This is a genomic window from Saccharopolyspora shandongensis, assembly GCF_900106995.1.
GTDB lineage: Bacteria > Actinomycetota > Actinomycetes > Mycobacteriales > Pseudonocardiaceae > Saccharopolyspora > Saccharopolyspora shandongensis.
The window spans coordinates 204,365-225,976 of the sequence record NZ_FNOK01000011.1 but is presented as its reverse complement, the minus strand read 5'-3'; the positions used below and the strand labels follow the sequence as shown (position 1 = coordinate 225,976).

Sequence of the window (21,612 nt, the reverse complement as noted above, 5' to 3'; positions counted from 1 at the left end):
TGTCCCTAGTACGAGAGGACCGGGACGGACGAACCTCTGGTGTGCCAGTCGTTCTGCCAAGGGCGTGGCTGGTTGGCTATGTTCGGGAGGGATAACCGCTGAAAGCATCTAAGCGGGAAGCCTGTTCCTAGATGAGGTCTCCCACCCTTTGTGGGTTAAGGCCCCCAAGAGATGATTGGGTTGACAGGCCAGATATGGAAGCACTGTAAGGTGTGGAGTTGACTGGTGCTGATAGGCCGAGGACTTGCTCACAAAGATTGCTACGCACCCACTATACGGTATCTGAGACAGCAACCAGGCCACGGTTGTGTGTTGATAATTGAATTGATGATCGCTTGTTGATCGTCGACATCCTTGAGTTTCCTGCCCCGTGTGTGGGTGGGGTTGAGGGTTGTCGGTGGCGATGGCGGGGAGGGTCCGCCCGGTCCCATTCCGAACCCGGTAGCTAAGCTCCCCAGCGCTGATGGTACTGCACTCGACAGGGTGTGGGAGAGTAAGACACCGCCGACACACTATTTGAGAAGGGTCCCTTCTTTTCCGGTTATCCGGAAGAGAAGGGACCCTTTTTTGTTCCCGCACAGTCCGGCGGAACCGGCAAAAATTGCCTCGGCTGGGAAAAATCACTCGCCTCCGGCCGCGGTGGCAACGCGGGCGCCGCCGCGTGGTCCTCGGGCGCGCCGGCCGAGCCCTCCGCGGGCGTGCGGAGGTCACCTGGTCGGCCTACTCCGACCGCTCTAACTGGGGCGATGCTCACTCGGGTGGCGTAGTTCGAGGGCTCGATCGCGCGGTTCGTCCGGCTTAGACTCGGGAGTTAGTGAACTCGTTCACAAGCGGGTTCCCCGGGGCGGTCCACCGGGACGAGCGGGCCGCGCCGCGCATTGCACCGGATCAAGGAGTGTCATGACCAGCGCCACCAGCCGCCGCCGACCGGACGAGGACGCCGAGGTGATCGTCGTCGGAGCAGGACCGGCCGGATCGACGGCTGCGACGTACCTGGCCCGCGCCGGCCTGGACGTCCTGCTTCTCGAGAAGAGCGTGTTCCCGCGGGAGAAGGTCTGCGGCGACGGCATCACCCCGAGAGGCGTCAAGCAGCTCATCGACCTGGGCATCGACACCCGCGAGGAAGCGGGCTGGCTGCACAACCGGGGCCTGCGGGTCGTCGGCGGCGGCGTGCGGATGGAACTGGACTGGCCGAGCCTGGCCGACTTCCCGCCCTACGGCGTGGTCCGCCCCCGCAACGACTTCGACGACCTGCTCGCCCGCAACGCCCAGCGCGCCGGGGCCCGGCTGCTGCAGCAGACCACCGTGACCGGCGCGATCACCGACGAGCGGACCGGCCGGGTGGTCGGCGTCGAGGCGAAGGCCGGACCGGACCGGACACCGGTCACCTACCGCGCGCCGTTGGTGTTGGCCTGTGACGGGGTGTCGGCCCGGCTGGCGCTGTCGGTGGGCATCGAGAAGCGCGACGAACGGCCGATGGGCGTCGCGGTGCGCCGGTACTACACGAGCCCGCGCTCCAAGGACGACTTCCTGGAGTCGCACCTGGAGCTGTGGGACCGCTCGAACCCCGACGAGCCGAAGCTGCTGCCGGGTTACGGCTGGATCTTCGGGATGGGCGACGGCACCGTCAACGTCGGACTCGGGATCCTGTCGACCTCCAAGGCCTACGGCAAGACGGACTACCGCCAGCTGATGCGGTCCTGGTTGGACGGTACCCCGGAGGAGTGGGGTTTCCGGGAGGAGAACGCCACCGGCCGGATCGGCGGCGCGGCGCTTCCGATGGGCTTCAACCGCACGCCGCACTACCGGAACGGGCTGCTGCTGGTCGGTGACGCCGGCGGGATGGTCAACCCGTTCAACGGCGAAGGCATCGCCTATGCGATGGAATCCGCCGCGCTGGCAGCGGAATGCGTGGTGCACGCCCTCGCCCGGCCGGCCGGCTTCTCGCGGGAGCAGGCGCTGCGCCGGTACCCGACGGCGGTGCAGCAGGCGCTCGGCGGCTACTTCCGGATGGGCAACATCTTCAGCAAGTTGATTGGCAATCCCACCGTCATGAAGGTGGCCACCAAGCATGGTCTGCCGAGGGCGACGCTGATGCGTTTCGTGTTGAAACTGTTGGCAAATCTGTACGACGAGAAGGGCGGCGACGCCATGGATCGTGTGATCAGCACCACTACTCGGCTGACCCCTAGCGCTTGACCGCGCGAGTCTGGTCAGATGTCCCGAGCAGTGTGCCAGACGTCTCAAAGTTAGGTTCGCCTCACTACGGAGTCGATACGGTCGACCGCATAGAGTGCGCACCGAAGCCGTAGATGTGTTCTGCGTCTCGGCGGGGGCCGCCGAAGGAGGGCAGCGGAGTGCTCGATCCCTACATCCCGCTGGTGCTGTTGTTCGCGCTGGCACTGGCGTTCGCGGTGTTTTCCGTCGCGATCGCGCCATTGGTCGGTCCCCGCCGTTACAACAAGGCGAAGCTCGACGCCTACGAGTGCGGCATCGAACCGTCGCCGCAGCCGGTCATCGGCGGCGGCCGGATGCCGGTCGCCTACTACCTGACCGCGATGTTGTTCATCCTGTTCGACATCGAGATGGTCTTCCTCTACCCGTTCGCGGTCTCCGCCGACGCCCTGGGCCTGTTCGGCGTGGTCGAGATCGTGCTCTTCATCGCCACCGTCGGTTTCGCCTACGTCTACGTGTGGCGCCGCGGCGGCCTCGACTGGAACTAGCACCGCCAAGCAAGACGACCGCACGACTCTTAAAGGACTAGCCGCAGCGAAGCGGGAAGGAGTGCCGGAGATGGGGCTCGAAGAGCAGCTGCCCAACGGCATCCTGTTGGCCAACGTGGAAAAGCTCGTCAACTGGACGCGGAAGACGTCGATGTGGCCGGCGACGTTCGGGCTGGCCTGCTGCGCGATCGAGATGATGACCGTCGGCGGTTCCCGCTACGACATCGCGCGCTTCGGCATGGAGCGGTTCTCCGCGACCCCCCGGCAGGCCGACCTGATGATCGTCGCGGGCCGGGTGACCAACAAGATGGCGCCGGTGCTGCGGCAGATCTACGACCAGATGCCGGAGCCGCGCTGGGTGCTGGCGATGGGCGTGTGCGCCTCGAGCGGCGGCATGTTCAACAACTACGCGGTCGTGCAGGGCGTGGACCACGTGGTGCCGGTGGACATGTACCTGCCGGGCTGCCCGCCGCGGCCGGAGATGCTGCTGGACGCGATCCTCAAGCTGCACGCCAAGATCATGGACGAGCCGATCAACGCGAAGCGTGCGCAGCTGCGGTTGGAGAGCGGCGAGCGCACCCCGATGATCCCGTCCTCCGAGCGGTACGCGCCGAAGAACGGGGCGCAGCGGCGCCGGGCCGAGCGGCAGCAGGCCAAGCAGCGCCGGGAGATGGGTTCCGATCCGTCGTTGGGGGCGCTGGACCCAGCGCCGAAGCGCCCCCGCGAGCTCAAAGCGGGCAGGTGAGTTCGGTTGGCAGACAATGAATCCCAGTCCGGGGCGGTGGAGCCGACCCGGCAGGGTTCCGCGCCGGTTTCCGGTCGCGCCCGGCAGGGCATGTTCGGGGTTCGCGGCACCGGCGACACCTCCGGCTACGGCGGTCTGCGGCTGCCGGCCTACGTGCCGCCCGCCGCGGAGCGCCCGTACGGCGGCTGGTTCGACGAGTTCGCCGACAACTTCTTCGCCGCGCTGAACGAGCAGGGCCTGCCCGCGGACACCGTGCAGCAGGTGACCGTCGATCGCGGCGAGATCACCTTCTACGTGCGGCGGGACCACCTGCTGGAGGTCTGCCGGACGCTGCGGGACGACCCGGCACTGCGCTTCGAGCTGTGCAGCTCGGTGTCCGGTGTGGACTACGGGCCGGAGGTGCCGCAGCGGCTGCACTCGGTGTACCACCTGACGTCGATGACCTACCGGCGCCGGATCAGGCTGGACGTCGCGCTGGAGATCGACGACCCGCACGTTCCTTCCGTCGTGCCGGTGTACCCGACCGCCGACTTCCAGGAACGCGAGGCCTGGGACATGTTCGGCATCGTCTACGACGGGCACCCGGCGCTGACCCGGATCCTGATGCCGGACGACTGGGACGGCCACCCGCAGCGCAAGGACTACCCGCTCGGCGGGATCCCGGTGGAGTACAAGGGCGCCGAGATCCCACCGCCGGACCAGCGCAGGGCGTACTCGTGATGGCCGGGCGGCGAAGGTTTTCCGCGATTTCAACGGAGATCGAACCTCTGATTTCCGTTGAAATCGCGGTCCGAGGACCGCAGCACACCGCGGAGAGGTGCTGGAGATGACTACCGAACCACTGGCCGACACCGGCCTCGACGACCCGCACGCGCACCCGGGCGAGGCGGAGTCGCGGGAGACCACCGAGGGCCGGGTCTACACCGTCACCGGCGGCGACTGGGACGAGTTCATCGACGAGACGGCCGGCGAGGAGCGGGTCGTCATCAACCTCGGCCCGCAGCACCCGTCCACCCACGGCGTGCTGCGGCTGGTGCTGGAGCTCGAAGGCGAGACGGTCACCAAGGCCCGTTCGGTGATCGGCTACCTGCACACCGGCATCGAGAAGAACACCGAGTACCGCACCTGGACGCAGGGCGTCACGTTCGTGACGCGGATGGACTACCTGGCGCCGCTGCACAACGAGGCCGCCTACTGCATGGCGGTGGAGAAGCTGCTGGGCATCGAGGCGCCGCGGCGGGCGCAGGTGTTCCGGGTGATGCTGATGGAGCTCAACCGGATCTCCTCGCACCTGGTGTTCCTGGCCACCGGCGCGATGGAGCTGGGCGCGACCACCGGCATGACCTACGGCTTCCGCGAGCGCGAAGAGGTCCTGCACCTGCTGGAGTACCTGACCGGCCTGCGGATGAACCACGCGTTCATCCGGCCCGGCGGCGTCGCCCAGGACCTCCCGGCGGACTACCGGGAGAAGATCCAGAACTTCATCAAGGTGATGGACAAGCGGCTGCCGGACTACGACAAGCTGTTCACCGGCCAGCCGATCTGGAAGCGGCGCCTGAAGGACGTCGGCTACCTACCGCTGGACGGCTGCCTGCAGCTCGGCGTCACCGGCCCGCTGCTGCGCTCCGCCGGGCTCGCCTGGGACCTGCGCAAGATCGAGCCGTACTGCGGCTACGAGGAGTACGACTTCGAGGTGCCCACCAGCACCGACGCCGACTGCTACGCCCGGTACCTGCTGCGGCTGGAGGAGATGCACCAGTCGCTGAAGATCATCCGGCAGTGCCTGGACAAGTTCGAGCCCGGCCCGCACATGGTGGAGGACGCGAAGATCGCGTGGCCGGCGAAGCTGAGCATCGGCCCGGACGGCATGGGCAACTCGCTGGAGCACGTCCGCAAGATCATGGGTCAGTCGATGGAGTCGCTGATCCACCACTTCAAGCTGGTGACCGAGGGCTTCGACGTGCCGCCGGGCCAGGTGTACGTGCCGATCGAGTCGCCGCGCGGCGAGCTCGGCTACCACGTGGTCTCCGACGGCGGCACCCGGCCGATGCGGGTGCACGTGCGGGAACCCAGTTTCGTGAACCTGCAGGCGATGCCTGCCATGGTCGAAGGCGGACTGGTGGCGGACGCGATCGCGTCGGTCGCCTCCATCGACCCGGTGATGGGCGGGGTGGATCGATGACCGAGCAGTTCGACTTCACCACGACGGAAGAGGCGGTTCACGAAGCCGTGCCTATTTCTGGCGCTACGTCGGTGTTCGGCGAGGACGTGCGGGCCGACGCGAAGCAGATCATCGCGCGGTACCCGGAGTCCCGGTCGGCGCTGCTGCCGATGCTGCACCTGGTGCAGTCCGTGCAGGGGCACGTCAGCGCCGAGGGAATCCAGTTCTGCGCGGAGCAGCTGGCACTGTCCACTGCGGAGGTCAGCGCCGTCGCGACGTTCTACACGATGTACAAGCGCAAGCCCTGCGGCCAGCACCTGGTGAGCATCTGCACCAACACCATGTGCGCGGCGCTCGGCGGCGACGCGATCTACCGGAAGGTCAGCGAGCACCTCGGCGTCGGGCACAACGAGACCGCCGGCACGCCGGGCGAAGAGGGCTCGGTCACCCTGGAACACGCCGAGTGCCTCGCCGCGTGCGACCTGGCCCCGGTGCTGCAGGTCAACTACGAGTACTTCGACAACCAGACGCCGGAGCAGGCGCTGGAGCTCGTGAAGGCGTTGCAGCGCGGGGAGAAGCCGGCGCCGACGCGCGGTCCCGCGCTCTCCGACTTCCGCGGCGCGGAGCGCCAGCTGGCGGGCTTCTTCGACGACCTCGAGTCCACTGTGGCCGGGTCGTCGGCGGCGGTCGAGACCCTGCGCGGCGCGCAGCTGGCCAACGAGCAGGGCTGGACCGCGCCGAGCATGCCCGACGACGCGGAACTCCCGCCGCTGCCGGAGAAGAAGTGAGGGTGGCCATGACCGAACCCAGCACCAGCCCGGTGACCCCGGTACTGACGAAGCGGTGGCTGTCGCCGACCTCCTGGACGCTGCGCACCTACGAGCAGCTGGAGGGCTACACCGCGCTGCGCAAGGCCCTGAAGGCGCACCCCGACCAGCTGATCGAGCTGGTCAAGGGCGCCGGGCTGCGCGGCCGCGGCGGCGCCGGGTTCCCGGCCGGGGTCAAGTGGAGCTTCATGCCCAAGGACCCGGTCAAGCCGCACTACCTCGTCATCAACGCCGACGAGGGCGAGCCGGGCACCTGCAAGGACATCCCGCTGATGATGGCCGACCCGCACTCGCTGATCGAGGGCTGCATCATCGCCAGCTACGCGATGCGCGCCAACCACTGCATGATCTACGTGCGCGGCGAGGCGCTGCACCCGATCCGGCGGCTGAACAACGCGGTCCGCGAGGCCTACCAGGCCGGATACCTCGGCAAGAACATCCTGGACTCGGGCTTCGACCTGGACATCGTGGTGCACGCGGGCGCGGGCGCCTACATCTGCGGCGAGGAGACGGCGCTGCTCGACTCGCTGGAGGGCAAGCGCGGTCAGCCGCGGCTGAAGCCGCCGTTCCCGGCGGCCGCCGGGCTCTACGCCTGCCCGACCACGGTGAACAACGTCGAGACGATCGCCTCGGTGCCCTTCATCGTCAACGGCGGCGCCGAGTGGTTCCGCAAGATGGGCACCGAGAAGTCGCCCGGCCCGAAGATCTACTCGATCTCCGGGCACGTCGAGCGGCCCGGCCAGTACGAGGCGCCGCTGGGCACCACGCTCCGCGAGCTGCTGGAGCTGGCGGGCGGCATGAAGGACGGCATCCCGCTGAAGTTCTGGACGCCGGGCGGCTCGTCGACGCCGATGTTCACCGCCGAGCACCTGGACGTGCCGCTGGACTTCGAGGGCGCCGCCGAGGCCGGGTCGATGCTGGGCACCACCGCGGTGATGGTGTTCAACGAGACGGTTTCGGTGCCGTGGGCCGTGATGAAGTGGACCCAGTTCTACGAGCACGAGTCCTGCGGCAAGTGCACGCCGTGCCGGGAGGGCACCTACTGGCTGGCGCAGGTGCTGGAGCGGATGGTCGACGGGCACGGCACCGAGGAGGACATCGAAACCCTCCTGGACGTGTGCGACAACATCTTCGGCCGCTCGTTCTGCGCCCTGGGCGACGGTGCGGTCAGCCCGATCGTCAGCGGCATCAAGTACTTCCGCGAGGAGTTCCTCGCGCTGTGTGAGAAGAACAAGACCGCTGAGTCCGCATTGGTTGGAGCGGCCCGATGACCGTGGCACCAGAAGCCGAAACCCGTCCGGTACCGGAGGGGTATGTTCGCCTGACCATCGACGGCATCGAGGTCGTGGCGCCCAAGGGCGAGCTGCTGATCCGGACCGCGGAGCGGATGGGCATCACCATCCCGCGGTTCTGCGACCACCCGCTGCTCGACCCGGCAGGCGCCTGCCGCCAGTGCCTCGTCGAGGTCGAGATGGGCGGGCGGCCGATGCCGAAGCCGCAGGCGTCCTGCACGATGACCGTGGCCGACGGCATGGTGGTCAAGACGCAGCAGACCTCGCCGGTGGCGGACAAGGCGCAGCAGGGCGTGATGGAGCTGCTGCTGATCAACCACCCGCTGGACTGCCCGATCTGCGACAAGGGCGGCGAGTGCCCGCTGCAGAACCAGGCGTTGAAGCACGGCCGGGCGGAGTCCCGCTTCCACGACACCAAGCGGACCTTCGCCAAGCCGGTGCCGATCTCCTCGCAGGTGCTGCTGGACCGGGAGCGCTGCGTGCTCTGCCAGCGCTGCACCCGGTTCTCCAAGCAGGTGGCGGGCGATCCGTTCATCGAGCTGCTGGAGCGCGGGGCGTTGCAGCAGATCGGCATCGGCGAGCAGCAGCCGTTCCAGAGCTACTTCTCCGGCAACACCATCCAGATCTGCCCGGTCGGGGCGCTGACCAGCGCGGCCTACCGGTTCCGGTCCCGGCCGTTCGACCTGGTGTCGACGCCCGGCCAGTGCGAGCACTGCGCGTCCGGCTGCGAGATCCGCAACGACTGGCGGCGCGGCAAGGTGATGCGGCGGCTGGCGGGCGACGACCCGGAGGTCAACGAGGAGTGGATCTGCGACAAGGGCCGCTTCGCCTTCCGCTACGCCACCGCCAACGACCGGATCACCCGGCCGCTGATCCGGGAGAACGGCGAGCTGCGGCCCGCGTCCTGGACCGAGGCGCTGCAGGCGGCCGCGAAGGGGCTCGCCGAGGCGCGTGACGCCGAAGGCGTCGGGGTGCTGCCCGGCGGCCGGCTGACCGTCGAGGACGCCTACGCCTACGCGAAGTTCGCGCGGATCGCACTGCGCACCAACGACATCGACTACCGGGCCCGGCCGCACTCCGACGAGGAGCTGCGGTTCCTGGAGTCCACTGTGGTCGGTACCAGCCCGGGCAACGGCGTCACCTACCGGGACCTGGAATCAGCGCCCGCGGTGCTGTGCGTGGCGTTCGAGCCGGAAGAGGAATCGCCGATCGTCTTCCTGCGGCTGCGCAAGGCGGCCCGCAAGGGTGCCACCAAGGTGTTCCACTTGGCACCGTGGGCCTCGCCGGGCGTGGAGAAGACGACGGTCATCGTGCACGACGGCGGACCGGTGCGGACCGGGTCGCTGGTGCCGTGCGTGCCCGGCGGCGAAGCCGCGGCGCTGCGCGAGCTCCCGTCCGATGTGGATGAAGCGCTGCGGCAGCCGGGAGCGGTCCTCCTCGTCGGTGAGCGCGCCGCGGAGGTCCCCGGGCTGTACTCGGAGATCCTGCGCACCGCGCAGCGGACCGGCGTGAGCGTCGCGTGGATTCCCCGCCGCGCCGGCGAGCGCGGCGCGATCGAGGTCGGCGTACTGCCGACGCTGCTTCCGGGCGGACGCCCGGTGGCCGATGCCGAAGCCCGCGCCGAGCTGGAGCGGCACTGGGGCCTCGCTCCGGCCGCCCTGCCCGCCCGCGCCGGCCGCGACGTCACCGGAATCCTCGCCGCGGCGGCCGCCGGAGACCTCTCCGGGCTGGTCGTCGGCGGTGTCGACCCCAACGACCTGCCCGACCCGGCGCTCGCCGAGAAGGCCCTGCGCCGCGCGGGCTTCGTGGTCAGCCTGGAACTGCGGCCGAGCGCGGTCACCGAGCACGCCAACGTGGTGCTGCCCATCGCGCCCAGCACCGAGAAGGCCGGCAGCTACCTGAACTGGGAAGGCCGCCACCGCGAGTTCCGCACCACCATCGAGGGCACCGGCGCGCTGCCGGACTGCCGGGTGCTGGACACCCTCGCGGTGGAGATGGACGTGGACCTGTTCACGCAGACCCCGGCCGCCGCGCTCGCCGAGCTCGAACGCGTCGGGCCGCACCTCGGCGCGGGGCTGCCCGCCCCGGACGAGCCGCCCGCGGCGGCACCGAGACCCGGCGCGGGGCAGGCGGTGCTGGCGACCTGGCGGCAGCTGCTGGACAACGGATCGATGCAGTCCGACGAGCCGAACCTGGCCGGCACCTCGCGGCGCACCATCGCGGTGCTCTCGCCGGGCACCGCGCAGCGGATCGGGCTCGGCGACGGGCAGCGCATCGAGATCCGCACCGCCAAGGGCGCGATCGTGCTCGCGGCGGAGCTCGCCGAAATGCCCGACGACGTGGTGTGGCTGCCCGCCGACTCCGGTGCCTCGAAGGTGCACCGGACGCTGGGCGTCGGCCACGGCGCGGTCGTCGACATCGCCGCCACCACGGCGATGTCTCCCGCCGCCGGAAACGGCTACGGCGGCACGACCCACCTCGACGGGGGGAGAGCATGACCAGAACCGCGGAACTGCTCGCCGACGATCCGCTCTGGCTGATCCTGCTGAAGGTCGTCGTGATCTTCGTGTTCCTGGTCGTCATGACGTTGTTGACGATCTGGGCGGAGCGCCGGGTGATCGGGCGGATGCAGCACCGGCCCGGCCCCAACCGGGCGGGCCCGTTCGGGTTGCTGCAATCGCTGGCGGACGGCCTGAAGCTGGCCTTCAAGGAAGACATCCGGCCGGTGCTGGCCGACAAGTGGGTGTACTTCCTGGCCCCGGTGATCTCCGCGACGCCCGCGCTGGTGTCGTTCTCGGTGATTCCGATCGGCCCCGAGGTCACCATCTTCGGCGAGCCCACCGCGTTGCAGCTGGTGGACCTGCCGGTCGGCCTGCTGGTCGTGCTGGCCTGCGCCTCCATCGGCGTCTACGGCATCGTGCTGGCCGGCTGGGCCTCCGGCTCGCCGTACCCGCTGCTGGGCTCGCTGCGCTCGGCGGCGCAGGTGATCTCCTACGAGATCGCGATGGGCCTGTCGTTCGTCGCGGTCATCATGTACGCGGGCACGCTGTCCACCTCGGGCATCGTCGAAGCGCAGAAGGACGGCTGGTTCTTCCTGCTGCTGCCGTTCAGCTTCGTCGTCTACGTGGTGTCCATGGTCGGTGAGACCAACCGCGCCCCGTTCGACCTGCCGGAGGCGGAGTCGGAGCTGGTCGGCGGGTTCCACACCGAGTACTCGTCGCTGAAGTTCGCGCTGTTCTTCCTCGCCGAGTACATCAACATGGTCACCGTCTCGGCGCTGGCGACCACGCTGTTCCTCGGCGGCTGGCACGCACCGTGGCCGCTGTCGCTGATCGGCGACGGGGTGCTCAACACCGGCTGGTGGCCGGTGCTGTGGTTCCTCGGCAAGACGGTGGCGTTCCTGTTCTTCTTCATCTGGCTGCGCGGCACGCTGCCCCGCCTGCGCTACGACCAGTTCATGAACCTGGGCTGGAAGTTCCTGGTCCCGCTCAGCCTGCTGTGGATCATCGCGGTCACCGTGATCCGCGCGCTGCGCAACGAGGAAGCGGTCAGCTCGCAGCAGTTCCTCATCGGCGGCGGCATCGTGATCGCGATCCTGCTGGCGGCGACGTTCCTGATCCCGGACCGCAAACCGGCCAAGGACGCCGACGAGATCCCGCTGGCCGGCAGCGGATACCCCGTTCCGCCGCTGGACCTGCAAGTCCCCGAGACCCCGCCGCGCCGCACCCCGGTGCACAGCGGTGCCGACCGCACTGCGGGCGAGGTCGCGGGTCCGGAAGGCGAGGAGGCGCCTCATGGGAATGTTTGATCCGATCAAGGGCTTCGGCGTCACCTTCTCGACCATGTTCAAGAAGGTCGTCACCGAGGAGTACCCCGAGGTCAAGAAGATCCCGGCGCCCCGGTTCCACGGCCGCCACCAGCTCAACCGGCACCCGGACGGGCTGGAGAAGTGCGTCGGCTGCGAGCTGTGCGCGTGGGCGTGCCCGGCCGACGCGATCTTCGTGGAGGGCGGCGACAACACCGAAGAGGCCCGGTACTCGCCCGGTGAGCGCTACGGCAAGGACTACCAGATCAACTACCTGCGCTGCATCGGCTGCGGGTTGTGCATCGAGGCCTGCCCGACGCGCGCGCTGACGATGACCAACGAGTACGAGACCGCCGACGACAACCGCCAGGACCTGATCTACACCAAGGCGGACATGCTGGCGCCGCTGCTGCCCGGCATGGAGCAGCCGCCGCACCCGATGCGGCTCGGCAACGACGAGCAGGACTACTACGTGCGCGGGCCGGAATTGGCCAAGCAGCGGGGAGTCCCGGCGGAGCAGACGGTCGAGTCCGGGCATGAGGAGGCCGGGAGATGACCAGCGAAGCGGTGCAGTTCCTGGCGCAGGCGCAGAGTAGCGTCGTAGCGGGCACTGTGGGCACCGGCGAGACGGTGGCCTTCTGGGTGCTCGGACCGCTGGCGCTGGTCGGCGCGCTGGGCATGGTGTTCGCCCGCAACGCGGTGCACTCCGCGCTGTGGCTGGTGCTGACGATGCTGTGCCTGGGCGTGCTCTACATGGCGCAGAGCGCACCGTTCCTCGGGTTCACGCAGATCATCGTCTACACCGGCGCGATCATGATGCTGTTCCTGTTCGTGCTGATGATGGTCGGCCGCGACTCGTCCGACTCGGTGGTCGAAGTCCTGCGCGGGCAGCGGTTGTGGGCCGGGGTCGGCGGCATCGGCCTGGCGGCCCTGCTGGTGTCCGGCCTGGCGCGGGCGCTCACCGCGGTGACGCCCGCCGCGCCGCTGAACCCGTGGACGCCGACCGGCGGCGGTGCGGGCGGCCTCGGCCGGTTGATCTTCACCGACTACCTGTTCCCGTTCGAGCTGACCTCGGCGCTGCTGATCACCGCCGCGGTGGGCGCGATGGTGCTGGCCTACGGCGGCAAGGGCCGCGGCCCGCGGCTGAGCCAGCGGGAGCGGGCCGAAGCCCGGTTCCGCGGCTCCCGCCCGTCGCCGCTGCCCGGGCCCGGCGTGTACGCGACGGCCAACTCGGTCGCCGTCCCGGCGCTGCTGCCCGATGGCTCGGTGGCGCCGGAGTCGCTGTCCGAGCTGCTGGAGAACCTGCCCGCGGACCGGCTCGGCGACGAGCGGCGCGCGGTCGCCGGCCGGCAGCCGGGTCCCGACCCGCACGCGCTGACCGGCGGGCACCACGAGGAGACGCCCCCGGCGCCCGAGCAGAAGTCGCCGCACACCAACGGGAACGGGGCCCACCACAACAACGGCCACGAGTCCGAGCACGTCTCCTCCGAGGAGGTCCGGCAGTGACCCCCACCTACTACCTGCTGCTGTCGGCGTTGCTGTTCACCATCGGCGCCGTCGGGGTGCTGGTGCGGCGCAACGCGATCGTGGTGTTCATGTGCATCGAGCTGATGCTCAACGCGGTCAACCTGACGCTGGTGACCTTCGCGCGCATCGAGGGTTCGGTGCACGGGCAGGTCATGGCCTTCTTCGTGATGGTCGTCGCCGCGGCCGAGGTGGTGGTCGGCCTGGCCATCATCATGTCGATCTTCCGGACGCGTCGCTCGGCCTCGGTCGACGACGCCAACCTGCTGAAGTACTGAGAGGGCGCGTGGTGACGGCAATGATGACTACCGGGGCCTTCTCCCTCACCGGGCTCCCGCCGGACGCGATGGCCCCGGCGGGAGCGTTCCAGGAGGCCGCCTGGCTGGTGATCGCGTTCCCGGCGCTGGGCGCGTTGATCCTGCTCGTCGCCGGGCGCCGGGCCAACGGCTGGGGGCACATCCTCGGCTGCGCCACCGTGATCGCGTCCTTCCTGTACGGGCTCGGGCTGTTCAGCTCCGTGGTCGGACTCGGCGAGGAGAGCAGGGTGCGGGAGTTGCACCTGTTCTCGTGGATCCCGGTGAACGCCCTGCAGGTCGACTTCGGGATCCGGATCGACCCGCTGTCGATGGTGTTCGTGCTGCTGATCACCGGCGTCGGCGCGCTGATCCACATCTACTCGATCGGCTACATGTCGCATGACCAGGAAGGCCGCACCGGGCGGGACAACACCGAACGCCGCCGGTTCTTCGCCTACCTGAACCTGTTCGTCGCGGCGATGCTGATCCTGGTGCTGGGCAACAGCTTCGTGACCCTGTACCTCGGCTGGGAGGGCGTCGGTCTCGCGTCCTACCTGCTGATCGGCTTCTGGCAGGGCCGGCCGTCGGCGGCCGCGGCGGCGACCAAGGCGTTCGTGATGAACCGCGTCGGCGACGTCGGGCTGGCGCTGGCGATCTTCCTGCTGTTCGCCAACCTCGGCACCACGCAGTACACCGAGGTCTTCGCCCGCGCCGGTGAGCTGACGCCGGGCGTGCTGCTGGCCATCACGCTGTTGCTGCTGCTGGGCGCCTGCGGCAAGTCCGGCCAGGTGCCGCTGCAGGCGTGGTTGCCGGACGCGATGGAGGGCCCGACCCCGGTGTCCGCCCTCATCCACGCGGCGACGATGGTCACCGCGGGCGTGTACCTGATCGCGCGGTCCAACCCGCTGTTCACGCTCTCGCCCGGTGGGCAGCTGGCCGTCACCATCGTCGGTGCGGTGACGCTGCTGGTCGGCTGCATCATCGGCTGCGCCTACGACGACATCAAGAAGGTCCTGGCGTACTCCACGGTCAGCCAGATCGGCTACATGATGCTGGCCGTCGGGCTCGGCCCGGCCGGATACGCGCTGGGCATCATGCACCTGCTCACCCACGGCTTCTTCAAGGCCGGGCTGTTCCTCGGCGCCGGTTCGGTGATGCACGGCATGAACGACGAGGTCGACATGCGCAAGTTCGGCGGCCTCTACCGGTTCATGCCGATCACCTTCGCCACCTTCGGGCTCGGCTACCTGGCGCTGATCGGCTTCCCGTTCCTGTCCGGGTACTACTCGAAGGACGCGATCATCGAGGCGGCGTTCGGCCAGGAGGGCTGGCGCGGCTGGGTGTTCGGCGGCGCGGCGATGCTGGGCGCGGCGATCACCGCGTTCTACATGACCCGCCTGGTGCTGATGACGTTCTTCGGCGAGAAGCGCTGGGAGAAGCTGAATGCGGAGAATGCGCCCGGGGGCGCGAACAGAGCCTTCCACCCGCACGAGTCGCCCGCGGTGATGACCGCGCCGATGATCGTGCTGGCCATCGGTTCGGTCGCGGCGGGCATGTTCCTCGCCGGCGGCGACCGGCTGGTCGGGTTCCTGACGCCGTCGCTGGGCGAGCTGCGCGAGGCCGAGCACACCGCGATCCCGCACGCGCTGATCCCGGTGCTGACCGTCGCGCTGTCCGCGCTGGGCGCGCTGATCGCCTGGCTGGTGGTCGGTCGCAAGCCGGTGCCGGTGGAGCGCCCGGAGCGGGTTTCGCCGATCGTCCGCGCGGCCCGCGCGGACCTGGGCGGCAACGCGCTGAACAACGCCTTGGCGGTGCGGCCGACGTTCGGCCTGTCGCGCGGGCTGGTCACCGTGGACCGCAAGGGCGTTGACGGCGCGGTCAACGGCATCGCCGGGTTCCTCGGCTTCAGCTCCGGCCGCCTGCGCCGGCTGCAGACCGGTTTCGTCCGGTCCTACGCCCTGTCCATGCTCTTCGGCGGAATCCTGCTGATCGCCGCCCTGATGGCAGTGGGGATCCCGACATGACGACCTGGCTGCGCCCCGGACCGCAGTTTCAATTGAAACTGCACGTCCACTGTGGACTCGGTCGGTTGAGCGAGCTCCGGGAGGAGATCCGATGACCCTGCTCGTCGCACTGATCCTGCTGCCGATCGCCGGGTCGGTGGTGGTGGCGCTGCTGCGCGGCAACGCGCCGGTGGCCAAGTGGACCGCGCTCGGGTTCTCCCTGGTGGAGCTGGTGATCGCGCTCGCCGCGTGGGCCGCCTACGACCCGGCGGGTCCGCGGCTGCAGCTCACCAGCTCGGTGGAGTGGATCCCGGCGTTCGACATCCGGCTCTCGCTCGGCGTGGACGGCATCGCGCTGGTGATGATCGCGGTGATCGCGCTGCTCACCCCGCTGGTCCTCGGCTACAGCTGGGGCGAGCGGCTGCCCGCCGGGCGCACCCACGGCGGCTTCTTCTCGCTGCTGCTGCTGGAGCAGGCCCTGACGGTGGCGGTGTTCGCCGCGACCGACCTGTTCCTGTTCTACGTGCTCTTCGAGATCATGCTGATCCCGATGTACTTCCTCATCGGCGGCTACGGCGGCGAGAAGCGCACCTACGCCGCGGTGAAGTTCTTCCTGTACTCCTTCCTCGGCGGCCTGATCATGCTGGCCTCGGCGATCGGCGCGTACGTCTACAGCGCGGAGGTCACCGGCACCGGCACGTTCGACTGGGCGACGCTGGTGCCGGTGCTCGCCGGAGCGCCGACCAGCGTGCAGGTGTGGCTGTTCCTCGGGTTCTTCACCGCGTTCGCCATCAAGGCCCCGCTGATCCCGTTCCACACCTGGCTGCCGGACGCGGCGCAGCAGGCGCCGATCGGCGTCGCGGTGATCGTCGTCGGTGTGCTCGACAAGGTCGGCACCTTCGGCTTCCTGCGCTACAGCCTGCCGCTCACGCCGGAGGCGTCGAAGCTGCTCGCCCCGCTGGTGCTGGTGCTCGCGGTGATCGGCGTGCTCTACGGCTCGCTGCAGGCCTTCGGCCAGACCGACCTCAAGCGCTTCATCGCCTACGTGTCGATCGCGCACTTCGGCTTCATCGCGCTGGGCATCTTCGCGTTCACCTCGCAGGCGCAGGTCGGCGCGGTGTCGTACATGATCAACCACAGCATCGCGACCGGCATGCTGATCCTGGTGATCGGCATGGTGATCGCGCGCGGCGGCTCCACCCGGATCGCCGACTACGGCGGCATGGCGAAGGTGGCGCCGCTGCTGGCCGGCACGCTGCTGATCGCCGGGCTGAGCACCCTGTCGCTGCCGGGCACGAACTCGTTCATCAGCGAATTCCTGGTGCTGGTCGGCGCTTTCCGGACGCAGCCGGTCTACACCGTGCTCGCCACCATCGGCATGGTGCTGGCCGCCGTCTACGTGCTCTGGCTGTACCAGCGGACGATGCAGGGCCCGGTGCGCGGCGACGCGCTGCTGGGCTCCGCCGGCGGCCCGGGCGCGGTGACCGACCCGAACAAGCCGGGCGCGCACCGGCTGCGGGTGGCCGACCTCGGCGCCCGCGAGATCGCGGTGCTGACCCCGCTGATCGTGCTGGTGCTCGCGTTGGGCTTCTACCCGAAGCCGGTGTTGGACGTGATCAACCCGTCGGTCGCGGCGACCATGAGCGAGGTCGGCGTCACCGACCCCGTGACCTCGCAGGGAGGTAACTGACAGTGGGTGCTTTGACGCAGGGGCCGGCTGCCTTCGCGCAGCTGCCGCCCGTGGAGATCCCGCCGATCGACTACGCGGCCATCGCGCCGATCCTGGTGATCCTCGGCGCGGCCTGCCTGGCGATCCTCGTCGAGGCGTTCCTGCCGCGGCACCAGCGCTGGTCGGCGCAGGTCGGGCTGAGCCTGGTGGCGATCGTCGCCGCCGGGGTGGCGCTGGCGGTGTACGCCCGTTCCGGCGTCACCGGCGTGACCACGCTGTCCGACACCCTCGCGATCGACCCGCCCACGCTGTTCCTCTGGGGCACCCTCCTCGCCCTCGGCCTGGGCGCGATCCTGCTGATCGCGGACCGCTCGGTGGAGCCGGGCGGCGCGTTCGTCTCCGAGTCGCGGGCGAGCGACGGGCCGGGCGCGATGACCCGCGCGGCCGCCGGGGTCGCGGGGATGCGCACCGAGGTCTTCCCGCTCGCCCTGTTCTCGCTCGGCGGGATGATGGTGTTCTGCGCGGCGAACGACCTGCTGACGATGTTCATCGCGCTCGAGGTGCTGAGTCTGCCGCTGTACCTGATGTGCGGGCTGGCCAAGCGCCGCCGCCTGCTGTCGCAGGAGGCGGCGGTCAAGTACTTCCTGCTCGGCGCGTTCGCCTCGGCGTTCTTCCTGTACGGCCTGGCCCTGCTCTACGGCTACGCGGGTTCGGTGAAGCTGCAGGCGATCGCGGACGCCACCGCCGGTTCGGACCGCTCGGACACGCTGCTGTTCGCCGGGCTCGGCCTGCTGCTGGTGGGCCTGCTGTTCAAGGCCTCGGTCGGCCCGTTCCACACCTGGACCCCGGACGTCTACCAGGGCGCGCCGACCGCGGTCACCGGCTTCATGGCCGCCTGCACCAAGGTCGCCGCGTTCGGCGGGATCCTGCGGGTGCTGCAGGTCGCGTTCCAGGCTTCCAGCTGGGAGTGGCGCGGCGTGCTGTGGGCCGTCGCGATCGTCTCGATGGTCATCGGCGTGGTGCTCGGCCTGACGCAGCGCGACATCAAGCGGATGATCGCCTACTCGTCCGTCGCGCACGCCGGGTTCATGCTGATCGGCTCGCTGGCGCTGACCGGTCGCGGGCTGTCCGCCACGCTGTTCTACCTGCTCGCCTACGGGTTCACGACGATCGCCGTGTTCGGGGTGATCAGCCTGGTGCGACGTGCCGATGGTGAGGCAACTCACCTTTCGGACTGGGCCGGGCTGGCGAAGCGTTCGCCGCTGGTCGCAGGCGTGTTCACCTTCCTGTTGTTCGCCCTCGCCGGCATCCCGCTGACTAGCGGTTTCGTCGGGAAGTTCGTGGTGTTCGAGGCGGCGTTGGCCGACGGCATGGCGCCGCTGGTGGTGGTGGCCCTGGTGGCCAGTGCGGTTGCCGCCTTCTTCTACCTTCGTGTCATCGTGCTGATGTACTTCAGCGAACCCGCCGAGGACGGCCCCACCGTCAGCGTGCCGGGTGCGTTCACGACAGCGGCGATCACGCTCGGTGTGGTCGTCACGCTGTTGCTGGGCGTGCTGCCGACTTTGGCGCTGGACTGGGCGAACGTCGGCGGCTTCGTGTCGTAGAGTGCTCGCCCGTAGGGCGAACCGGGGGAGCGAAGGCGACGGTGACGTGAGCAAGCCAGCGGGTGACCCGATCAACGATCTGACCGCGGGTGGATTGGGCGGGTTCGTCGACATCGCCGACGAGGCGTTGGCCGACTCGGTGCGGCAGGGCATGGACCGGGTGGAGCGGCTCCTGCGCGAATCCGTGCGCAGCGACCTCGAGTTCGCCACCCGCACCTCGCTGCACCTGGTGGACGCGGGCGGCAAGCGGTTCCGGCCGCTGTTCACGCTGCTGGCCGCGCAGTTCGGCGACCCCGACGCGGACGAGGTGATCAAGTCCGCCGCGGTGATCGAGATGATCCACCTCGCCACGCTCTACCACGACGACGTGATGGACGAGGCGACCATGCGGCGCGGCGCGACCAGCGCCAACGCCCGCTGGGACAACTCGGTGGCGATCCTGACCGGTGACTTCCTGTTCGCCCGGGCGTCCCGGCTGATCGCCGATCTCGGCGGCGCCGCGGTCCGGGAGATGGCGGGCACCTTCGAGGCGCTGGTCACCGGCCAGATGCGGGAGACCGTCGGGGTCGGCGAGGACGAGGACGCCGTCGAGTTCTACCTGAAGGTGATCTTCGAGAAGACCGGTTCGCTGATCGCCACCGCCGGGCGGTTCGGCGCCTGGTTCTCCGGCGCGAACGAGGCGACGATCGACGGCCTGGAGCGGATCGGCCGGATCATCGGCACCGGTTTCCAGATCTCCGACGACATCATCGACATCGCCTCGCCGGCCAAGGAATCGGGCAAGACCCCGGGCACCGACCTCCGCGAAGGCGTGCGGACGCTGCCGATGCTGCACGCGCTGGCGGACCCGGACACCTCCCCGCGGCTGCGCGAACTGCTGTCCCGGCCGCTGACCGAGGACGCCGAGGTCGACGAGGCGCTGGAGCTGCTGCGCGGGTCCAGCGGGCTCGCGCGGACCCGCGCCACCCTGGACGAGTACGCCGACGACGCCCGCAAGGAACTTGCCTCGCTGCCCGACGTCCCGGCCCGCGAAGCGCTGTCGGCGCTGGTCGACTACGTGGTGGCGCGCACCCGCTGATCGCCGGTGGAACCTGTTTCCAGGCTTGTTTTGCTTGGCGGCCCCTGCGGGATTTACGGGCGCCTTCTCGTTGTGGGATTCCCGACGTCGTGAAGACCGATTCACCACGTCGGGGCTTTCCTGGTGAGAAGGCACCCGCGGCGGTGTCGTTGCGCAGGCGGGCTAGGCGGCTGCGCCGCTTCGAAGAAGAAGCACACGTGCCCGGAAAGTTGCGCAAGCACCACCCACGTGTGTCACGAGCCGGTCAAGCTGGTCCGCGGCCGGGCTGCCGCGTGATAGGTATCCCCGGAGAAATGGCGGCGCTGCTGGAGCCCTGAGGAGGGACATCTCTCGTGATCACCTGGCTGTTCACCCAGGTGTGGCTGTGGAGCCTCGCCGCGTTCGCGCTGGGTGCGCTGATCACCTGGCTGCTCTTCGTCCGCCCGCTGCGCAGGCAACTGGCCGAACTCACCGCCGGCTACCCGGAGGACGAGTACGCGTACGAGCAGGACGAGCAGATCGCGGCCGAGGCCCCGCTGGACCTGCTGCAACCCGCGCCGCCGCGCTGGGAGCGGCCGGACGATCCCGAGGTCGGCGACTGGAGCCGGGCCCCGCGCGCCTGGGTGGCGCCGGAGAAGGCCAAGCCCGAGCGGTCCGACTCGGACAGCGAGTGGTTCCGCCAGTGGGACCAGCGCGTGAACGGGGTCGACCAGGCCGATGCCGCCGTGACCGCGGTGCAGCCGCGGGTGCCACCAGAGGCTGAGTTCCCGAAGCCCGAGTTCCCGAAGTCCGAGTTCCCGAAGTCTGAGTTCCCGAAGTCCGAGGAGCCGGGTGCGGACGAGCCGACGGAGTCGGTGAAGCACGTGCAGCCGCCCGCGGAAGCGCCGGTGGAACCGCCGGCCGCGGAGCGGAAGGCGGAGGAGCCGGCGACCGACATCTCGGCGTGGCCGGAGGCCGAGCCCGAGGAGGCGCAGGTCTCCGGGCGGCTCGAAGGCGCGGACGACGCGACGGAGTCGCGGTTGTCCGGGCAGCTGCGGTCGCTGTTCGAGAACGTGGAGCCGCGCAGCGGCGCAGCGGCGGAGACGCCGTACGTGCCACCGGTCGGAGCGGATGCGACGCAGGTGATCCCGAAGGTCCCAGACCGGGGATCGGAGAGCGCGGAGGGGGCGGCGGAGCCGCCGCCGCTGCCGCGGCGGACGCCCGGCGCCGGGCCGCGGCCCGGGCGGGAGGGCGGCTCGGGGCCGATGATCAAGGGCCACTCCGCGTCCCGGCAGTACCACAGCCCCGAATCGCCGGCCTACGACAAGATCGTCGCCGACGTGTGGTTCCGCACCCCGGCCGATGCGGAGATCGCCGGCTTCGAACCCTGGAACGGTCAGCGCACCACGTGACGCGCCGGACGCTCACTCCGGTTGGGGCTGGCGTTCCAGGAGCCGGGAGAGCACCACGGTCGACACCGTTCGGCTCACGAACTCGACCGACCGCAGGCGCTCCATCGCCTCTTCGAGGTGGTGGATGTTCGCCGCCCGCAGGTGCACGATCGCGTCCGCCTGCCCCGACACCGTGTAGGCCGCGACCACTTCCGGCAGCGGTTCCAGGCCGTTGCGGATCCGGTGCGCGGGGACGTTGCCATCGCAGTGCACCTCCACGAACGCCTCCGTGCCCCAGCCCAGCGCCTCCGGGTCCACGACGGCCGTGAACCCCTGCAGCACGCCCTGGTCCAGCAGCTTGTCCACCCGGCGCTTCACCGCCGGCGCCGACAGGCCGACCTCCGCGCCGATCTCCGCGTAGCTCGCCCGGGCGTCGGCCACCAGGCGCGAAATGATTCGTTGGTCCAAGGCGTCCATACGCAATATTCTGCCGCAAAGAACGAACGTAGCGTTATTGATGGGTGGTCAGGGGAACA

At 69.5% G+C, this 21,612-nt stretch carries 18 protein-coding genes and 2 rRNA genes; 19 read left to right on the top strand and 1 reads right to left on the bottom strand.

What is annotated here, in order from left to right; genetic code table 11:
• The 19 genes from BLW84_RS14780 to BLW84_RS14690 all read left to right on the top strand — a co-directional run.
• Positions 1 to 252: ribosomal RNA gene (locus tag BLW84_RS14780) — 23S ribosomal RNA — on the top strand; the annotation flags it as partial.
• 141 nt (positions 253 to 393) lie between these two features.
• Positions 394 to 510: ribosomal RNA gene (gene rrf / locus BLW84_RS14775) — 5S ribosomal RNA — on the top strand.
• A gap of 390 nt (positions 511 to 900) precedes the next feature.
• On the top strand, positions 901 to 2,199 hold the full coding sequence (locus BLW84_RS14770) for a geranylgeranyl reductase family protein (RefSeq protein ID WP_093265746.1): 1,299 nt from the start codon (positions 901 to 903) through the stop codon (positions 2,197 to 2,199).
• Between the two features lie 113 nt (positions 2,200 to 2,312).
• Positions 2,313 to 2,723 (top strand): NADH-quinone oxidoreductase subunit A, encoded by a 411-nt coding sequence (locus tag BLW84_RS14765; protein ID WP_093265744.1) that lies wholly within the window; start codon positions 2,313 to 2,315, stop codon positions 2,721 to 2,723.
• 70 nt (positions 2,724 to 2,793) lie between these two features.
• The gene (locus tag BLW84_RS14760) at positions 2,794 to 3,468 is read left to right on the top strand and encodes a NuoB/complex I 20 kDa subunit family protein (RefSeq protein WP_093265743.1); all 675 of its coding nucleotides are present in this window, start codon (positions 2,794 to 2,796) and stop codon (positions 3,466 to 3,468) included.
• A gap of 36 nt (positions 3,469 to 3,504) precedes the next feature.
• Entirely contained in the window at positions 3,505 to 4,188 is a 684-nt protein-coding gene (locus tag BLW84_RS14755) for an NADH-quinone oxidoreductase subunit C (protein ID WP_093265741.1), read from the top strand.
• Positions 4,189 to 4,294: 106 nt separating this feature from the next.
• Positions 4,295 to 5,650: an NADH-quinone oxidoreductase subunit D gene (locus tag BLW84_RS14750; RefSeq protein ID WP_093265787.1), complete on the top strand. Its 1,356-nt coding sequence runs from the start codon at positions 4,295 to 4,297 to the stop codon at positions 5,648 to 5,650.
• Positions 5,647 to 6,417, top strand: a complete 771-nt coding sequence (gene nuoE / locus BLW84_RS14745; protein ID WP_093265740.1) for an NADH-quinone oxidoreductase subunit NuoE — start codon at positions 5,647 to 5,649, stop codon at positions 6,415 to 6,417. Before BLW84_RS14750 ends, nuoE begins: the two co-directional genes overlap by 4 nt.
• 8 nt (positions 6,418 to 6,425) lie before the next feature.
• A complete protein-coding gene (gene nuoF, locus BLW84_RS14740) occupies positions 6,426 to 7,727 on the top strand; it encodes an NADH-quinone oxidoreductase subunit NuoF (RefSeq protein WP_093265785.1) in 1,302 nt (433 codons plus the stop codon).
• Complete coding sequence (locus BLW84_RS14735; RefSeq protein ID WP_093265738.1) at positions 7,724 to 10,246, top strand: NADH-quinone oxidoreductase subunit G; 2,523 nt, start codon at positions 7,724 to 7,726, stop codon at positions 10,244 to 10,246. The genes nuoF and BLW84_RS14735 overlap by 4 nt, the downstream gene beginning before the upstream one ends.
• Positions 10,243 to 11,556 (top strand): NADH-quinone oxidoreductase subunit NuoH, encoded by a 1,314-nt coding sequence (nuoH, locus tag BLW84_RS14730; RefSeq protein WP_093265737.1) that lies wholly within the window; start codon positions 10,243 to 10,245, stop codon positions 11,554 to 11,556. The genes BLW84_RS14735 and nuoH overlap by 4 nt, the downstream gene beginning before the upstream one ends.
• Entirely contained in the window at positions 11,543 to 12,109 is a 567-nt protein-coding gene (nuoI, locus tag BLW84_RS14725; protein WP_093265735.1) for an NADH-quinone oxidoreductase subunit NuoI, read from the top strand. The genes nuoH and nuoI overlap by 14 nt, the downstream gene beginning before the upstream one ends.
• Positions 12,106 to 13,059, top strand: coding sequence for an NADH-quinone oxidoreductase subunit J (locus BLW84_RS14720; RefSeq protein ID WP_093265734.1), 954 nt, complete (start codon positions 12,106 to 12,108; stop codon positions 13,057 to 13,059). The genes nuoI and BLW84_RS14720 overlap by 4 nt, the downstream gene beginning before the upstream one ends.
• Positions 13,056 to 13,355, top strand: coding sequence for an NADH-quinone oxidoreductase subunit NuoK (gene nuoK / locus BLW84_RS14715; protein ID WP_093155324.1), 300 nt, complete (start codon positions 13,056 to 13,058; stop codon positions 13,353 to 13,355). Before BLW84_RS14720 ends, nuoK begins: the two co-directional genes overlap by 4 nt.
• 68 nt (positions 13,356 to 13,423) lie before the next feature.
• Positions 13,424 to 15,397 (top strand): NADH-quinone oxidoreductase subunit L, encoded by a 1,974-nt coding sequence (gene nuoL / locus BLW84_RS14710; protein ID WP_093265783.1) that lies wholly within the window; start codon positions 13,424 to 13,426, stop codon positions 15,395 to 15,397.
• 91 nt (positions 15,398 to 15,488) lie between these two features.
• The gene (locus BLW84_RS14705; RefSeq protein WP_093265732.1) at positions 15,489 to 17,066 is read left to right on the top strand and encodes an NADH-quinone oxidoreductase subunit M; all 1,578 of its coding nucleotides are present in this window, start codon (positions 15,489 to 15,491) and stop codon (positions 17,064 to 17,066) included.
• Positions 17,067 to 17,107: 41 nt separating this feature from the next.
• Positions 17,108 to 18,649, top strand: a complete 1,542-nt coding sequence (gene nuoN, locus BLW84_RS14700) for an NADH-quinone oxidoreductase subunit NuoN (protein ID WP_093265782.1) — start codon at positions 17,108 to 17,110, stop codon at positions 18,647 to 18,649.
• A gap of 46 nt (positions 18,650 to 18,695) precedes the next feature.
• Positions 18,696 to 19,727, top strand: a complete 1,032-nt coding sequence (locus BLW84_RS14695; protein WP_093265731.1) for a polyprenyl synthetase family protein — start codon at positions 18,696 to 18,698, stop codon at positions 19,725 to 19,727.
• Positions 19,728 to 20,059: 332 nt separating this feature from the next.
• The gene (locus BLW84_RS14690) at positions 20,060 to 21,097 is read left to right on the top strand and encodes a LapA family protein (RefSeq protein WP_093265729.1); all 1,038 of its coding nucleotides are present in this window, start codon (positions 20,060 to 20,062) and stop codon (positions 21,095 to 21,097) included.
• A gap of 12 nt (positions 21,098 to 21,109) precedes the next feature.
• On the opposite strand, the gene BLW84_RS14685 is transcribed toward BLW84_RS14690, so the two are convergent.
• Entirely contained in the window at positions 21,110 to 21,553 is a 444-nt protein-coding gene (locus tag BLW84_RS14685) for an Lrp/AsnC family transcriptional regulator (RefSeq protein WP_093265728.1), read from the bottom strand.
• Positions 21,554 to 21,612 lie beyond the last annotated feature (59 nt).

Excerpts from the sequence above, each read along its gene's own strand:
- nuoH (WP_093265737.1), top strand. The coding sequence starts at position 10,243 with ATGACCAGAACCGCGGAACTGCTCGCCGACGATCCGCTCTGGCTGATC.
- BLW84_RS14760 (WP_093265743.1), top strand. The coding sequence starts at position 2,794 with ATGGGGCTCGAAGAGCAGCTGCCCAACGGCATCCTGTTGGCCAACGTG.
- BLW84_RS14705 (WP_093265732.1), top strand. The coding sequence starts at position 15,489 with ATGACCCTGCTCGTCGCACTGATCCTGCTGCCGATCGCCGGGTCGGTG.
- BLW84_RS14770 (WP_093265746.1), top strand. The coding sequence starts at position 901 with ATGACCAGCGCCACCAGCCGCCGCCGACCGGACGAGGACGCCGAGGTG.
- nuoI (WP_093265735.1), top strand. The coding sequence starts at position 11,543 with ATGGGAATGTTTGATCCGATCAAGGGCTTCGGCGTCACCTTCTCGACC.
- BLW84_RS14685 (WP_093265728.1), bottom strand. The coding sequence starts at position 21,553 with ATGGACGCCTTGGACCAACGAATCATTTCGCGCCTGGTGGCCGACGCC.
- BLW84_RS14765 (WP_093265744.1), top strand. The coding sequence starts at position 2,313 with ATGTGTTCTGCGTCTCGGCGGGGGCCGCCGAAGGAGGGCAGCGGAGTG.
- nuoE (WP_093265740.1), top strand. The coding sequence starts at position 5,647 with ATGACCGAGCAGTTCGACTTCACCACGACGGAAGAGGCGGTTCACGAA.
- nuoL (WP_093265783.1), top strand. The coding sequence starts at position 13,424 with ATGGCCCCGGCGGGAGCGTTCCAGGAGGCCGCCTGGCTGGTGATCGCG.
- BLW84_RS14750 (WP_093265787.1), top strand. The coding sequence starts at position 4,295 with ATGACTACCGAACCACTGGCCGACACCGGCCTCGACGACCCGCACGCG.
- BLW84_RS14735 (WP_093265738.1), top strand. The coding sequence starts at position 7,724 with ATGACCGTGGCACCAGAAGCCGAAACCCGTCCGGTACCGGAGGGGTAT.
- nuoF (WP_093265785.1), top strand. The coding sequence starts at position 6,426 with ATGACCGAACCCAGCACCAGCCCGGTGACCCCGGTACTGACGAAGCGG.
- BLW84_RS14720 (WP_093265734.1), top strand. The coding sequence starts at position 12,106 with ATGACCAGCGAAGCGGTGCAGTTCCTGGCGCAGGCGCAGAGTAGCGTC.